General features: G+C 51.4%; 14 protein-coding genes. 8 read left to right on the forward strand and 6 right to left on the reverse strand.

The annotated features are described in order from the left end of the window. Positions 1–82 precede the first annotated feature (82 nt). Positions 83–730 carry a ribonuclease T gene (rnt, locus tag GHC22_RS12820; RefSeq protein ID WP_048226615.1) on the forward strand — a complete coding sequence of 216 codons (648 nt, stop codon included), beginning with the start codon at positions 83–85 and terminating at the stop codon, positions 728–730. Between the two features lie 52 nt (positions 731–782). Here rnt and grxD read toward each other — a convergent pair whose 3' ends face one another. Further along, complete coding sequence (gene grxD, locus GHC22_RS12825) at positions 783–1,130, reverse strand: monothiol glutaredoxin 4 (protein WP_003832760.1); 348 nt, start codon at positions 1,128–1,130, stop codon at positions 783–785. A gap of 334 nt (positions 1,131–1,464) precedes the next feature. Between grxD and GHC22_RS12830 the strand changes: the two genes are divergently transcribed. Next, a complete protein-coding gene (locus GHC22_RS12830; protein WP_153753157.1) occupies positions 1,465–2,295 on the forward strand; it encodes a C40 family peptidase in 831 nt (276 codons plus the stop codon). A gap of 127 nt (positions 2,296–2,422) precedes the next feature. Further along, on the forward strand, positions 2,423–3,004 hold the full coding sequence (gene sodB, locus GHC22_RS12835; RefSeq protein WP_003029205.1) for a superoxide dismutase [Fe]: 582 nt from the start codon (positions 2,423–2,425) through the stop codon (positions 3,002–3,004). 39 nt (positions 3,005–3,043) lie between these two features. On the opposite strand, the gene GHC22_RS12840 is transcribed toward sodB, so the two are convergent. Together GHC22_RS12840 and cydH are read right to left on the reverse strand one after the other, a co-directional pair. Beyond that, the gene (locus GHC22_RS12840) at positions 3,044–4,213 is read right to left on the reverse strand and encodes an MFS transporter (RefSeq protein WP_008784665.1); all 1,170 of its coding nucleotides are present in this window, start codon (positions 4,211–4,213) and stop codon (positions 3,044–3,046) included. Positions 4,214–4,387: 174 nt separating this feature from the next. Then, a complete protein-coding gene (gene cydH, locus GHC22_RS12845) occupies positions 4,388–4,477 on the reverse strand; it encodes a cytochrome bd-I accessory subunit CydH (RefSeq protein ID WP_003029209.1) in 90 nt (29 codons plus the stop codon). A gap of 297 nt (positions 4,478–4,774) precedes the next feature. Between cydH and purR the strand changes: the two genes are divergently transcribed. Then, the gene (gene purR, locus GHC22_RS12850; protein ID WP_003832757.1) at positions 4,775–5,800 is read left to right on the forward strand and encodes an HTH-type transcriptional repressor PurR; all 1,026 of its coding nucleotides are present in this window, start codon (positions 4,775–4,777) and stop codon (positions 5,798–5,800) included. Here the strand turns inward: purR and punR are convergent. Beyond that, complete coding sequence (punR, locus tag GHC22_RS12855) at positions 5,797–6,729, reverse strand: DNA-binding transcriptional activator PunR (RefSeq protein WP_153753159.1); 933 nt, start codon at positions 6,727–6,729, stop codon at positions 5,797–5,799. The two genes, purR and punR, sit on opposite strands and share 4 nt — an antisense overlap. A 112-nt stretch (positions 6,730–6,841) precedes the next feature. On the opposite strand from punR, the gene punC reads away from it, so the two are divergent. After that, positions 6,842–8,047, forward strand: coding sequence for a purine nucleoside transporter PunC (gene punC, locus GHC22_RS12860; protein WP_153753986.1), 1,206 nt, complete (start codon positions 6,842–6,844; stop codon positions 8,045–8,047). Positions 8,048–8,337: 290 nt separating this feature from the next. Beyond that, on the forward strand, positions 8,338–9,486 hold the full coding sequence (gene cfa, locus GHC22_RS12865) for a cyclopropane fatty acyl phospholipid synthase (protein WP_048214272.1): 1,149 nt from the start codon (positions 8,338–8,340) through the stop codon (positions 9,484–9,486). A 41-nt stretch (positions 9,487–9,527) separates the two neighbouring features. On the opposite strand, the gene GHC22_RS12870 is transcribed toward cfa, so the two are convergent. Further along, entirely contained in the window at positions 9,528–10,175 is a 648-nt protein-coding gene (locus tag GHC22_RS12870; protein ID WP_003832752.1) for a riboflavin synthase, read from the reverse strand. Between the two features lie 217 nt (positions 10,176–10,392). Here GHC22_RS12870 and mdtK point away from each other — a divergent pair, with 217 nt between their 5' ends. After that, complete coding sequence (gene mdtK / locus GHC22_RS12875) at positions 10,393–11,766, forward strand: multidrug efflux MATE transporter MdtK (RefSeq protein WP_153753166.1); 1,374 nt, start codon at positions 10,393–10,395, stop codon at positions 11,764–11,766. 37 nt (positions 11,767–11,803) lie between these two features. Here mdtK and GHC22_RS12880 read toward each other — a convergent pair whose 3' ends face one another. Beyond that, the gene (locus GHC22_RS12880) at positions 11,804–12,502 is read right to left on the reverse strand and encodes an RluA family pseudouridine synthase (RefSeq protein ID WP_153753168.1); all 699 of its coding nucleotides are present in this window, start codon (positions 12,500–12,502) and stop codon (positions 11,804–11,806) included. Positions 12,503–12,631: 129 nt separating this feature from the next. On the opposite strand from GHC22_RS12880, the gene GHC22_RS12885 reads away from it, so the two are divergent. Next, positions 12,632–13,423 carry a PhzF family phenazine biosynthesis protein gene (locus GHC22_RS12885; RefSeq protein ID WP_153753170.1) on the forward strand — a complete coding sequence of 264 codons (792 nt, stop codon included), beginning with the start codon at positions 12,632–12,634 and terminating at the stop codon, positions 13,421–13,423. Positions 13,424–13,458: the final 35 nt, after the last annotated feature.

Here is a 13,458-nt window from a genome sequence, read left to right on the forward strand (position 1 = left end):
CGCAGATCGTCTGTGCCCATAGTTTTATACTCATCATTTTGCCATAATACGCGCTGCAATTTTCCCGTATTAAGAGACCCAGATGTCCGATAACGCTCAACTTTCCGGTCTGTGTGACCGTTTTCGTGGTTTTTATCCTGTCGTCATTGATGTCGAAACCGCAGGGTTCAATGCCAAAACCGATGCGCTGCTTGAGATTGCCGCCATCACACTGAAAATGGATGAACAAGGCTGGCTGATGCCGGACACGACGTTACATTTCCACGTAGAGCCGTTTGAAGGTGCCAATTTGCAACCGGAAGCGCTCGCCTTTAACGGTATTGACCCTAACAATCCGCTACGCGGTGCGGTCAGCGAATATGATGCTTTGCATGCCATCTTCAAAATGGTGCGTAAAGGCATTAAAGACAGCGGCTGCAATCGGGCAATCATGGTGGCGCATAACGCTACGTTCGACCACGGTTTTATGATGGCGGCGGCAGAACGCGCCTCGCTCAAACGTAATCCGTTCCATCCATTTGTCACCTTTGATACGGCGGCATTAAGCGGCCTGTCACTGGGGCAGACTGTGTTGTCAAAAGCGTGCCTGGCGGCGGGAATGGAGTTTGACGGGAATCAGGCGCACTCGGCGTTGTATGACACCGAACGTACGGCCGTGCTGTTTTGCGAAATCGTTAACCGCTGGAAACGTCTCGGCGGTTGGCCTCTTCCCGTGCCTGAAGAAGCGTAACGGCGACATAAAAAAAGCGACCATTCAGGTCGCTTTTTTACTTCTGCTGGTATTACTCAGCGTCCGGCTCTTCGGTTTTGTATTTCGCTGCTGTTTCTTTAATCAGCTGCTGCAACTCACCGCGCTGGTACATTTCGATCAGAATGTCACAACCGCCAACCAGCTCACCATCAACCCACAGCTGTGGGAAAGTTGGCCAGTTTGCGTATTTCGGCAGTTCGGCGCGAATATCCGGGTTCTGCAGAATATCAACATAAGCAAAGCGTTCACCACAGGCTGACAGCGCCTGCACAGCCTGTGCGGAGAAACCGCAGCTTGGCAGTTTAGGGGAACCTTTCATGTACAGGAGAATCGGGTTTTCAGCGATCTGGCGCTGGATTTTTTCGATAGTGGTGCTCATTATCTTGCTTCCTTAAACTTCTTTTACGGCAGTAGTCTGACATTGTAACGGGTCAGACAGGCAACGGAAAATAACATTTTCATTACGCGTTATTATTTTATCCCCTGACGCTAAAAGTTGCATTCACAATCTCACTTATCCCCTTCAAACATGTGGATTTGATTATCTGTTCACCAATTCTATCTCTATTTGCTGTTTTTTTTTGCGGTCGGTTACGAAACGCAGTTTTAAACTAAAAAAGCTATTAACTTTCCCTCTTTCTATAGATTAGAATCATCAAGTTTTGAAAATCACACGCAGGCACGATAGACCTGCCTTACCAGAGGACTGCTCAGTGGCGCGGATAAACCGAATCTCGATCACGCTCTGTGCTTTGCTTTTTACTACACTGCCTTTTACGCCTATGGCTCATGCTTCCAAGCAGGCCAGGACGACACCTACCAGTACTCACCCACTCAAGACGGTAGATAAAAAGAAAAGCGCAACAACCAGCCAAAAAACAACAAAGACCAGCAAGAAAACGGCGACAAAGACCACCAGCAAAACCAGCACCAAAACCGCTTCCTCTTCTAAAAAACGCACAGCCACTCCGGCAAAGTCGACTAAAACTGCAAATCGCCGTGGTAAAACTGCCGCAGCACAAACCACAGCCGTTACCTGGACGGAAAAATGCACACCGCGCAAAGGTCATAAACCACGCTGCGTGAAGGTGAAAACCACTGCACCGACTACGCTTGCTGACGCACATAAAGTGAAAGTGCAGAAAGCGACTAAAACCGCTATGTCCACCTTGATGAACCAAATCGGCAAACCTTATCGTTGGGGCGGCTCCTCGCCAAGAACCGGGTTTGACTGCAGCGGTCTGGTTTATTACGCCTATAAAGATCTGGTGAAGTTCCGCATTCCGCGTACCGCGAATGAAATGTACCATCTGCGTGATGCCGCACCAATTGAACGTGGCGAACTGAAAAATGGTGATCTGGTATTCTTTCGTACCCAGGGTCGCGGCACAGCCGATCACGTCGGCGTCTACGTCGGCAACGGTAAGTTTATTCAGTCACCGCGCAGCGGGCAGGAAATTCAAATCACCTCTCTGAGCGAAGATTACTGGCAGCGCCACTATGTGGGCGCTCGTCGGGTAATGACGCCAAAAACAATTCGCTAAAAACTTACCCTACAGAACATGCTGTAGGGTAAGTTCTTCTTTTGCATAACCTTTCAATTTGCTACCCTATCCTTACTCACAATGAGGCTATTGTGTGTACTCAATATAAATAATAAGGAGAGAAGCAATGTCGTTTGAATTACCTGCATTACCGTATGCCAAAGATGCTCTGGCACCGCACATTTCTGCCGAAACGCTGGAATATCACTATGGCAAACACCATCAAACCTACGTGACCAATCTGAACAATCTGATTAAAGGCACGGCGTTTGAAGGCAAATCACTGGAAGAGATCGTTCGTAGCTCTGAAGGCGGTGTATTCAATAACGCAGCACAAGTATGGAACCACACGTTCTACTGGAACTGCCTGGCACCGAACGCAGGTGGCGAACCAACCGGTAAACTGGCCGATGCAATCGCCGCTTCCTTTGGCAGCTTTGCAGATTTCAAAGCGCAATTCACCGATGCAGCTATCAAAAACTTCGGTTCTGGCTGGACCTGGCTGGTTAAAGGAACGGATGGCAAACTGGCTATCGTCTCCACCTCCAACGCAGGTACTCCGCTGACTACCGACGCGACGCCGCTGATGACCGTTGACGTGTGGGAACACGCCTACTACATCGACTATCGCAATGCTCGTCCTGGCTACCTGGAACATTTCTGGGCACTGGTGAACTGGGAATTTGTTGCGAAGAACTTCGCAGCATAAAAAAGATAACGCAGAAGGACTTCCTTCTGCGTTTTTGCATTAATTCGCGGTAGTGAAAGCCTCTTCAGGCTGTCTTCTTGCGGATATGAACACCAGCAGCAGCGCAAGTCCCGCCACAATCGCCCCCATCACCGGCACAAAACTGTAGCCCAGGCCGCCAGATATCACCGCCCCACCGGCCGCTGCACCAAGGGCGTTCCCCAGATTAAACGCGCCAATATTGACTGACGATGATAATCCAGGCGCTTCGCTGGCAACGCGCATCACACGCATCTGCAACGGTGGAACGACCGCAAACGTCGCCGCGCCCCAGACCACCATACTGACCGCAGCTCCCAGCTCATTACGCGCAAGGAAAGGAATGGCCAGCATAATAACCATCAGCAGCAGTAAAAAGCCTTTCAGCGTACCGTTGACTGAACGGTCAGCCAGTTTGCCGCCAAAATAGTTACCGATCGAGAAGCCAACGCCTATCAACACCAGCATCCCGGTAACAAATGCCGGTGTAGCATGAGTGATAGTATGCAGAACCGGCGAGATGTAGGTATACAGCGTGAACATCGCTCCTGCACCCAGTACGGTAGTCAGTAACGCCGACAACACCTGTGGGCGCATCAACACCGCCAGTTCGCTTCGGACATCCGGGCGCTCTCCTGCTCCACCCTTGGGTAGTGAGAAGAACAGGCTGACCATCGCAATGACGCCCAGCCCTGCAGTGGCCATAAACGACATACGCCAGCCGATGGTTTCACCAAGCCAGGTTGCCGCCGGAACGCCGCCAATATTGGCGATGGTTAACCCCATAAACATCGTTGCCACGGCGCTGGCCTGCTTATGTTTGGGTACCACACTGGCTGCAACCACAGAACCGAGACCAAAAAAGGCTCCATGGTTAAGACTGGTCAAAATACGCGATAGCATCAGCGTGGTGTAATCCGGTGAAATAGCCGAAAGCACATTACCCAGCGTGAAAATCGCCATCAGAAATATCAAAGCATTACGTCGCGCACGATGAGACAGCAGCAATGTCATCAGCGGTGCACCTACCATCACACCTACCGCATAAGCGCTGATCAGCATGCCAGCCGCCGGAATCGAGACGTCCACACCTTTGGCAATGACGGGCAATAACCCCATTGGCGAAAACTCGGTGGTGCCAATACCAAACGCCCCGATTGCCAGCGCCAGTAAAGGGTAATTGATTTTCATATTTCGACTCCGTATCGTCGAGCCGCGGCACGACATAAATAAGAGTCAAAAGCATGACATTGATCGCAAAATTAATAAAGTTAACAAAACTGCAAAAGACTTTTGCTTATTCGCAAACAATAGAGGGGAAAAACGAGTCGAAGGGATGAGGGAGAGCTAACTCCCTCGGGGAAATCAATGCAGCGCTGCGGTCAGACCACCCGCGACGATCAATCCCAGAACAATAATGGTAGTCACTAACGAAAATTTCAGATCGGTGCTCATCAAGTTTTCTCCTTTTTATTCCCACACAAAAAGTGATATTGCGCATTTTTACACACTTGAAAGCAAAAATCTCTCACGATTTATATTGATAACTGCTTTTAACTCTTCCCCTTTTCGTTAAGATCAGACAAAATTCCACGCTTACTTGATTAGCGTACCGGCCATTGACCCCTTCCTGACGTTCCGTGTCGTTTTCCCGGCGTGCCGCAACCCTTACGTTGCGATAAGGGTGTGTAAAGGCAAACGTTTACCTGGAGTATTCTCAGGAGCTTAGGATATGGTCTGGAGTGAGATGTAATGGCAACAATTAAAGATGTAGCGAAGCGAGCAAACGTTTCCACTACAACCGTATCACACGTAATTAACAAGACGCGCTTTGTCGCGGAAGAAACACGTAATGCTGTCTGGGCAGCAATCAAAGAACTGCACTATTCTCCGAGCGCAGTTGCCCGCAGCCTGAAGGTAAATCACACCAAGTCTATCGGCTTGCTGGCGACCAGCAGCGAAGCGGCCTATTTCGCCGAAATTATCGAAGCCGTTGAGAAAAACTGTTTCCAGAAAGGCTATACCCTGATCTTGGGTAACGCATGGAACAGTCTCGAAAAACAGCAGGCTTATCTGTCGATGATGGCGCAAAAGCGCGTTGATGGTTTGCTGGTGATGTGTTCTGAGTATCCGGAGTCGCTGCTTTCTATGCTCGAAGAGTATCGCCATATCCCGATGGTCGTCATGGACTGGGGCGAAGCAAAAGCCGACTTTACTGATACGGTCATTGATAACGCCTTCGAAGGCGGTTATATGGCGGGTCGGTATCTGGTAGAACGCGGTCATCGTGAGATTGGCGTGATCCCTGGCCCAATGGAACGTAACACCGGGGCTGGGCGTCTGGCTGGCTTTATGAAAGCGATGGAAGAAGCGCTGATTAAAGTGCCTGAAAACTGGATTGTCCAGGGCGATTTTGAGCCTGAATCCGGCTATCGTGCCATGCAGCAAATTCTGTCGCAGTCACATCGTCCGACCGCTGTCTTCTGCGGTGGCGATATTATGGCAATGGGTGCGCTGTGCGCCGCTGACGAAATGGGGCTGCGCGTACCGCAGGATGTCTCACTCATCGGCTACGACAACGTGCGCAACGCCCGCTTCTTCACGCCGGCCTTGACGACCATTCACCAGCCGAAGGATTCACTGGGTGAAACGGCATTCAACATGCTGTTAGACCGTATCGTGAATAAACGTGAAGAGTCACAGTCTATCGAGGTGCATCCGCGCCTGGTTGAGCGTCGCTCCGTTGCCGACGGTCCGTTCCGCGATTACCGCCGTTAAGCCTGTTGTGCGGGAGTCTCATCTGGCTCCCGCAGCCATTCCTTGTTCAACGTTTCACTATCCCCTAAATAGTCCAGCAGCCAACTCAATGCCGGTGACGTATCGTTCTGCTGCCATGTCAGACAACATGCGGCATCAGGAAAGGGGTTCTCCAGTTGCAGCGCAACCCATTTACCACTATCGATCCACGGCTTGGCAAAATGCGTCGGTACCATGCCCACGCACAATCCCGCGGACAAACAGGTCGCAGAGGATTCCCAGTCCGGCACGACGACGCGCTTTTGGTTGTCCAGCAGCCAGGTAATACGCTTCGGCAATGTTCGGGAGGTATCTTCGCGCACCAGTGACGGCCAGTTGCGCAACGTGTCATCACTTAACGCTCCGGGCATTGACGCCAGTGGGTGATGACTGGCTACCACGCAGCTCCAGCTCAGCATTCCCATATCGCGGAAGGTATAGCGCCCCCCGACCGGAATGGCCTGTGTGGCCCCGATGGCCAGCTCCACACGCCCATCAGACAGTGCGTCCCACACGCCGTTAAACACTTCCTGAAAAACTAACAACTCCACATCATCAAAGTGACGGTAGAAATCCACGATCATCTGTCGGGTACGATCCGGGCGGACAATGTTATCGACGGCGATCGCCAGCTGTCCGCGCCAGCCGTTGGCAATTTGCTGACATTGTTGGCGCGTGATCTGCATTTTTTTGATAACAGAGCGGCCTTCTTTTAAAAACCATGCCCCGGCAGGCGTTAATTCCACATCCCGATGGCGTCGCTCAAAAAGTGGCACCGCCAGCCATTCTTCCAGCTGGCGCACGGTGTAGCTTACTGCCGAAGGTACACGGTGCAGCTCCTGCGCGGCCGAACTAAAACTGCCGTTACGCGCAACCGCATCAACCACTTCAAGTGAATATTCCGACCACATATTCTGCCTGCAAAAAATTTGAAATCAGTAAGCAAATATTAGCGTTTCACAGCGAGAATTACACTCACTACACTCAGCGGCATTGTTCTACTGCTAAAAAAGAGAAATGATGATGCAACCTGGGAAAGGGTTTTTAGTCTGGCTGGCAGGTCTTAGCGTGCTCGGTTTTCTGGCAACGGATATGTATCTACCCGCCTTTGCTGCTATTCAGTCCGATCTGCAAACACCTGCATCTGCCGTCAGCGCCAGCCTGAGCTTGTTCTTAGCGGGGTTTGCCGTCGCGCAACTGCTGTGGGGGCCGCTTTCTGACCACTATGGTCGCAAGCCTATTTTGCTGCTGGGTTTATCTATCTTCGCACTGGGCAGTCTGGGCATGCTATGGGTTGAAAACGCCACTGGTCTGCTGGTACTGCGATTTGTTCAGGCCGTTGGCGTCTGTGCGGCATCGGTTATCTGGCAAGCGCTGGTTACCGATTATTATCCTTCACAAAAAGTAAACCGCATCTTTGCCACTATTATGCCGCTGGTCGGGTTATCTCCTGCACTCGCCCCGCTATTAGGCAGTTGGATCCTGGTACATTTTTCCTGGCAGGCCATTTTTGCCACTCTGTTTGCCATTACTTTGATTCTGATGCTTCCGGCTCTGCGTCTCAAGCCAACGGCTAAAGCGCGCGATGACAGCCAGGATAAACTGACTTTCGCCACCTTGCTGCGCTCGAAAACTTACCGTGGAAACGTGCTGATTTATGCCGCCTGTTCCGCGAGCTTTTTCGCATGGCTGACAGGTTCCCCGTTCATCCTCAGCGAAATGGGTTATAGCCCAGCGGTAATTGGTCTGAGCTATGTTCCGCAAACTATCGCCTTCTTAATTGGTGGTTACGGCTGTCGTGCAGCGCTGCAAAAATGGCAGGGTCGTCAGCTGCTACCTTGGTTACTCATTCTGTATGCCTTCAGCGTTGTAGGCACCTGGGCGACCGGCTTTATTCATCATGTTGCATTGGCTGAAATCCTGATCCCATTCTGCGTTATGGCGATTGCGAACGGCGCAATCTACCCTATCGTTGTCGCGCAGGCATTACGCCCTTTCCCACAGGCCACGGGACGCGCAGCCGCATTGCAGAATACGCTGCAACTGGGTTTATGCTTCCTGGCAAGCCTTGTCGTTTCCTGGTTGATTGCCACCCCACTGCTCACCACCACCAGCGTTATGCTGACAACAGTATTGCTGGCTGCTGTGGGTTACAAAGTGCAATCGCAGAAAACTGACGCCCCGCAAACAGATGATCGTGCGCAAGTTGCCCACGGAGAGTCGCACTAATAATGGTTGCGGGCATTTAGTTAGCCCGCTAACAATTATCGGTTGAATCGTCAAAAATTCAGGCATATACTGATTTTCAGTTGTTAAAAAAACGATAATTTTAATGCGTTAACGGGGACAAGAACGTTCCCGTTTTACCACGGATGGCCTTTTCGGCAAGGGTTTCTCCCTTCCTCTGTTCTACGTCGGATTATAGATTCGCGGATTAATTCCGTGAGATTTCTCACAAAGCCCAAAAAAGCGTCTACGCTGTTTTAAGGTTCTGATCACCGACCAGTGATGGAGAAGCTATGAGTTCATCATGTATAGAAGACGTCAGCGTACCGGATGATGACTGGTACCGCATTACCAATGAATTATTGAGCCGTGCAGGCATTGCCATTAATGGCCCTGCACCGGCTGATATTCGAGTAAAGAACCCCGATTTTTTCAAACGCGTATTGCAGGAAGGATCGTTAGGGTTGGGTGAAAGTTATATGGATGGCTGGTGGGAATGCGACCGGCTGGACATGTTTTTTAGTAAAGTCTTGCGCGCCGGTCTTGAAAACCAACTCCCCCGCCACTTTAAAGATACGCTACGTATCGCCACGGCTCGCCTGTTCAATTTACAGACCAAAAAACGTGCGTGGATGGTCGGCAAAGAACATTACGATTTGGGCAACGATCTCTTTACCCGCATGCTTGACCCCTATATGCAGTATTCCTGCGCCTACTGGAAAGATGCCAACACTCTGGAATCTGCCCAGCAGGCGAAGCTCAAAATGATTGCTGAAAAATTGCAACTGAAGCCAGGAATGCGGGTGCTTGATATTGGCTGTGGCTGGGGTGGTTTATCCCAGTTTATGGCATCGCAATATGGCGTGAGCGTGGTGGGTGTGACCATTTCGGCAGAACAGCAGAAAATGGCACAGGAACGTTGCGCTGGGCTGGATGTCACCATTTTGCTGCAGGATTATCGCGACCTGAACGACAAATTCGACCGCATTGTCTCCGTCGGCATGTTTGAACATGTTGGACCGAAGAACTACGCCACCTATTTTGAGGTGGTCGATCGTAATTTAAAACCGGATGGTCTCTTTTTACTGCATAGCATCGGCTCCAAAAAGACCGACAATAACGTTGATCCGTGGATCAATAAGTATATCTTCCCAAACGGGTGTTTGCCGTCAGTTCGCCAGATTGCCAACGCCAGCGAACCACATTTTGTGATGGAGGACTGGCATAATTTTGGCGCGGATTACGACACGACGCTGATGGCATGGCACGAGCGTTTCATGAGTTCCTGGCCTGAAATCGCCGATAACTATACCGAACGTTTCAAGCGGATGTTCAGCTATTATCTGAACGCCTGCGCCGGGGCGTTTCGTGCTCGAGATATTCAGCTATGGCAGGTGGTCTTTTCCCGCGGTGTTGAACACGGTCTGCGCGTTCCCCGCTAATCGTTTTCGCCCCCGTAGCAACGGGGGCTTTCCTCTCAGGCTTAGGCTCCCGCTTCGCCCGTTATGTTGCTGATGGCGCTTTCACGCGCCGCCAGGACACGCTCAACGGTATCAACCACCGCCTGCGTTTGGGGATCGATTTCGATATTAACCCGTGCGCCCAGCTTTTTCTTGCCAAGTGTCGTACGCTCCAGCGTTTCCGGGATCAAATGTACACAGAAACGGGTCGGCGTCACTTCACCAACCGTCAGACTGATACCGTCAATACCAATAAATCCTTTGTACAGGATATATTTCATCAGCGACGGATCCTGGACTTTAAACCACACCTGACGGTTATTCTCCGAGGTCAGAATTTTCGACACTTCGGCAGTGGTCATAATATGGCCCGACATTAAATGTCCGCCAATCTCATCACTGAATTTTGCCGCACGTTCAACGTTAACCAAATCTCCAACCTTCAGATCGCCCAGGTTGGTGATACGCAGCGTTTCTTTCATCAGGTCGAAGCTTATCTGGTTACCGTTAATTTCGGTGACCGTCAGGCAGCATCCATTGTGGGCAACCGATGCGCCGGTCTCCAGCGCATCCAGCATATATTCAGGCAACTCCACAACATGCGTACGAAAATTTGGTTTTTCATCAATGGACACCAATTTTGCGGTGCCCTGCACAATACCCGTAAACATACTTCCTACTCCTGAACTCAATTAAGACATCTCTGCACAGCACAATAGCAGGTGGAAATTCAGGTTGCCAGCAATGCGCCACCAGCGCCTGTTTTTTCACTGGAGAATTACGTATTCCTCGCTACAATAGACTGAAATTTCCCCTGCTTTTTCTCCTTGCTGCCATATAAGGCGGCTTTTTTAGTCTCTCAAATAACAACAATATAGTGGTGTACACGTGCAAAAGTATGTAAGTGAAGCGCGTCAGTTATTAGCTCTGGCAATTCCGGTGATTCTTGCGCAAATCGCTCAAACCGCAATGGGATTCGTTGATACCGTCATGGCGGGCGGATACAGCGCGACGGATATGGCGGCAGTCGCCATTGGTACGTCCATCTGGCTACCGGCCATTCTGTTTGGGCACGGACTACTGCTGGCGTTGACGCCGGTAATTGCGCAACTCAATGGTTCCGGACGCCGCGACCGTATCGCCCATCAAATACGTCAGGGCTTCTGGCTGGCGGGCAGCGTCTCCGTGCTGATTATGGTTGTGCTATGGAACGCGGGGTACATTATTCACTCCATGCATAACATTGACCCGGCGCTGGCAGATAAAGCCGTTGGCTACCTGCGTGCCCTGCTGTGGGGCGCCCCGGGTTATCTGTTCTTCCAGGTAGCCCGTAACCAGTGCGAAGGATTAGCCAAGACTAAACCGGCGATGGTGATGGGATTTCTCGGCCTGCTGGTGAACATTCCGGTTAACTATGTTTTCATCTATGGGCATTTAGGCATGCCGGAACTGGGTGGCGTGGGTTGTGGTGTGGCAACAGCAGCGGTTTACTGGGTGATGTTTATCGCCATGCTCTCTTACATCAAACGTGCGCGTTCAATGCGCGATATCCGTAATGAGCGTGGTTTCCAGAAACCTGACACCGCAGTAATGAAGCGTCTGGTACAGCTGGGTTTACCTATCGCGCTGGCGTTATTTTTCGAAGTGACGTTGTTTGCGGTGGTCGCGCTGCTGGTTTCTCCATTGGGGATTGTCGACGTAGCCGGACACCAAATCGCACTGAACTTCAGCTCGTTAATGTTCGTCCTGCCAATGTCTCTGGCTGCCGCCGTCACCATTCGTGTCGGTTATCGTCTGGGCCAGGGTTCCACGCTGGATGCGCAAACCGCAGCCAGAACGGGTCTGGGTGTTGGTGTGTGCATGGCGGTCGTAACAGCGATTTTCACCGTGACATTCCGCGAGCATATTGCCCTGCTCTATAACAATAACCCGGAAGTTGTCGCCCTGGCGGCTCAGCTCATGTTACTGGCCGCTGTGTATCAAATTTCGGACTCTATCCAGGTTATTGGCAGCGGGATCCTGCGTGGTTATAAAGATACGCGTTCCATTTTCTTTATTACCTTTACGGCATACTGGGTGCTGGGCCTGCCGAGCGGTTATATTCTGGCGCTTACCGATCTGGTAGTTGACCGGATGGGACCGGCGGGATTCTGGATGGGCTTTATTATCGGCCTGACCTCTGCGGCGATACTGATGATGCTGCGGATGCGGTTTCTGCAACGCCAGCCGTCAGCGGTTATTTTACAACGCGCTGCGCGATAACCTCATAAAAGCCGCCGCCTGGCGGCTTTTTTTCGCCTCAAAACGGGCTGGCGTTTTTGGCGTTCATCCACGCTTCACTAATGGGATGCCTGAAATGCAGTTCACTGGCATGTAGCATCAGCCGTGACGTTTGTTCAGTCCCCGGCAGCAGACGTCCACCGTACAGATCGCAGCCCAAAATAGGATGTCCCAACTGCTGACAATGGATCCGTAGTTGATGGGTGCGCCCGGTTTCAGGGGTCAGTTGTACCCGCGTCAAGGGGAGCAACGTCCCCTCTTCCTGACGATGATAAAAACGCTCGACAACCTGATAGCGCGAGCGCGCGGGTTTGCCGTTGAGAGCACAAATCGACATCAATGGAAACAGCGCCGGGTCTTTGGCAATTGCGGCGTCGATAACCCCTTCGTCGTTTTCCAGATGCCCGCATAACAGCGCACTGTACACCTTAGTGATCGTCCGCTGGCTGAACTGCTGGCAAAGCGCGGCGTTGATAGCCTTGTTACGAGCGACCACCATCAGCCCAGAGGTGCCGAAATCAAGCCGATGTACCAGCGTGCAGCCAGGGTAAATCTGTACCAGCCGGTGATGTACCGAATCGAGATTCTGCGGATTTTTGCCCGACAGGCTAAGCAACCCGCTGGGTTTATTGATGAGCACCAGATGCTCGTCCTGATAGAGGGTCTCTATCTCGTCATGGCAAGGCGGGGCAATAAAGGTATCGAAGATCGTAGACATCAGGCGGCCAGAATGAGGTGTGGGAACGGATGATAACGAATTTTCACCACAGTGGCGAATCTGAGCATTGACCCAATGGCTGGCATGATAGAGTGTGATTTATCCTGAGTGCGATGAGAGGGTTACTCTGTGCAACAAATCGATTTTTACATGGTGGATGCCTTTACCACCACGACATTTGGCGGTAATGCCGCAGCAGTCTGTCCGCTCACGGACTGGTTGCCCGATGAAACATTATTAAAGATGACGCAGCAGCATAACCAGTCAGAAACCGCTTTTTTTGTCGCCAATGAGAATGGCTTTGAGCTGCGTTGGTTTACCACTCAGGGTGAAATTAATCTGTGTGGGCATGCCACGCTTGCCGCCGCGCATGTCATCTTTGAACATCTGGATTACCCGGATACAAAAATCCAATTTGCTACCCGCTTTGTGGGACCGCTGACGGTCACGCGCTGCGGTGAATGGCTGACGCTTGATTTTCCAGCCTGGCAAAGCGAATCTGCCGTGCCGCCCGCTTTACTGCTGGAAACATTAGGCATCACCGAATACAAAGAGGTGCGTGTGGCACGCGATTACATGGTGGTGCTGGAAAATCAACAGCAGGTTGAGGCTGTGCGCCCAAACATCCACGCCATGATTCCGCTGGGGAAAATGGTATGCATCACCGCGCCGGGTGACGGGGAATACGATTTTGTCAGCCGTTTCTTCTGCCCGGGCGAAGCCGTCGCGGAAGACCCGGTCACAGGCTCGGCACATAGCATGCTGATCCCTTACTGGGCTGGAAAACTGAATAAAACACAGATGCTGGCACGCCAGGTCTCTGAACGCGGCGGGGATTTACGCTGTCAGTTAGCAGGAACGCGTGTATATATCAGTGGGCAGGCGATAACTTATCTGACCGGTAAAGTGCTGTTGCGCTAGCAGCCTTACCCAAAATAACCAATCCATGGAGGATT

The sequence above is a fragment of the Citrobacter sp. H12-3-2 genome (assembly GCF_009649895.1).
Classification (GTDB): domain Bacteria; phylum Pseudomonadota; class Gammaproteobacteria; order Enterobacterales; family Enterobacteriaceae; genus Citrobacter; species Citrobacter portucalensis.

What these genes read in the sequence shown, in the direction of transcription:
- rnt (WP_048226615.1), top strand. Translation starts at nt 83, where the DNA reads ATGTCCGATAACGCTCAACTTTCCGGTCTGTGTGACCGTTTTCGTGGT.
- grxD (WP_003832760.1), bottom strand. Translation starts at nt 1,130, where the DNA reads ATGAGCACCACTATCGAAAAAATCCAGCGCCAGATCGCTGAAAACCCG.
- sodB (WP_003029205.1), top strand. Translation starts at nt 2,423, where the DNA reads ATGTCGTTTGAATTACCTGCATTACCGTATGCCAAAGATGCTCTGGCA.
- GHC22_RS12840 (WP_008784665.1), bottom strand. Translation starts at nt 4,213, where the DNA reads ATGAAAATCAATTACCCTTTACTGGCGCTGGCAATCGGGGCGTTTGGT.
- cydH (WP_003029209.1), bottom strand. Translation starts at nt 4,477, where the DNA reads ATGAGCACCGATCTGAAATTTTCGTTAGTGACTACCATTATTGTTCTG.
- purR (WP_003832757.1), top strand. Translation starts at nt 4,775, where the DNA reads ATGGCAACAATTAAAGATGTAGCGAAGCGAGCAAACGTTTCCACTACA.
- punR (WP_153753159.1), bottom strand. Translation starts at nt 6,729, where the DNA reads ATGTGGTCGGAATATTCACTTGAAGTGGTTGATGCGGTTGCGCGTAAC.
- punC (WP_153753986.1), top strand. Translation starts at nt 6,842, where the DNA reads ATGCAACCTGGGAAAGGGTTTTTAGTCTGGCTGGCAGGTCTTAGCGTG.
- cfa (WP_048214272.1), top strand. Translation starts at nt 8,338, where the DNA reads ATGAGTTCATCATGTATAGAAGACGTCAGCGTACCGGATGATGACTGG.
- GHC22_RS12870 (WP_003832752.1), bottom strand. Translation starts at nt 10,175, where the DNA reads ATGTTTACGGGTATTGTGCAGGGCACCGCAAAATTGGTGTCCATTGAT.
- GHC22_RS12880 (WP_153753168.1), bottom strand. Translation starts at nt 12,502, where the DNA reads ATGTCTACGATCTTCGATACCTTTATTGCCCCGCCTTGCCATGACGAG.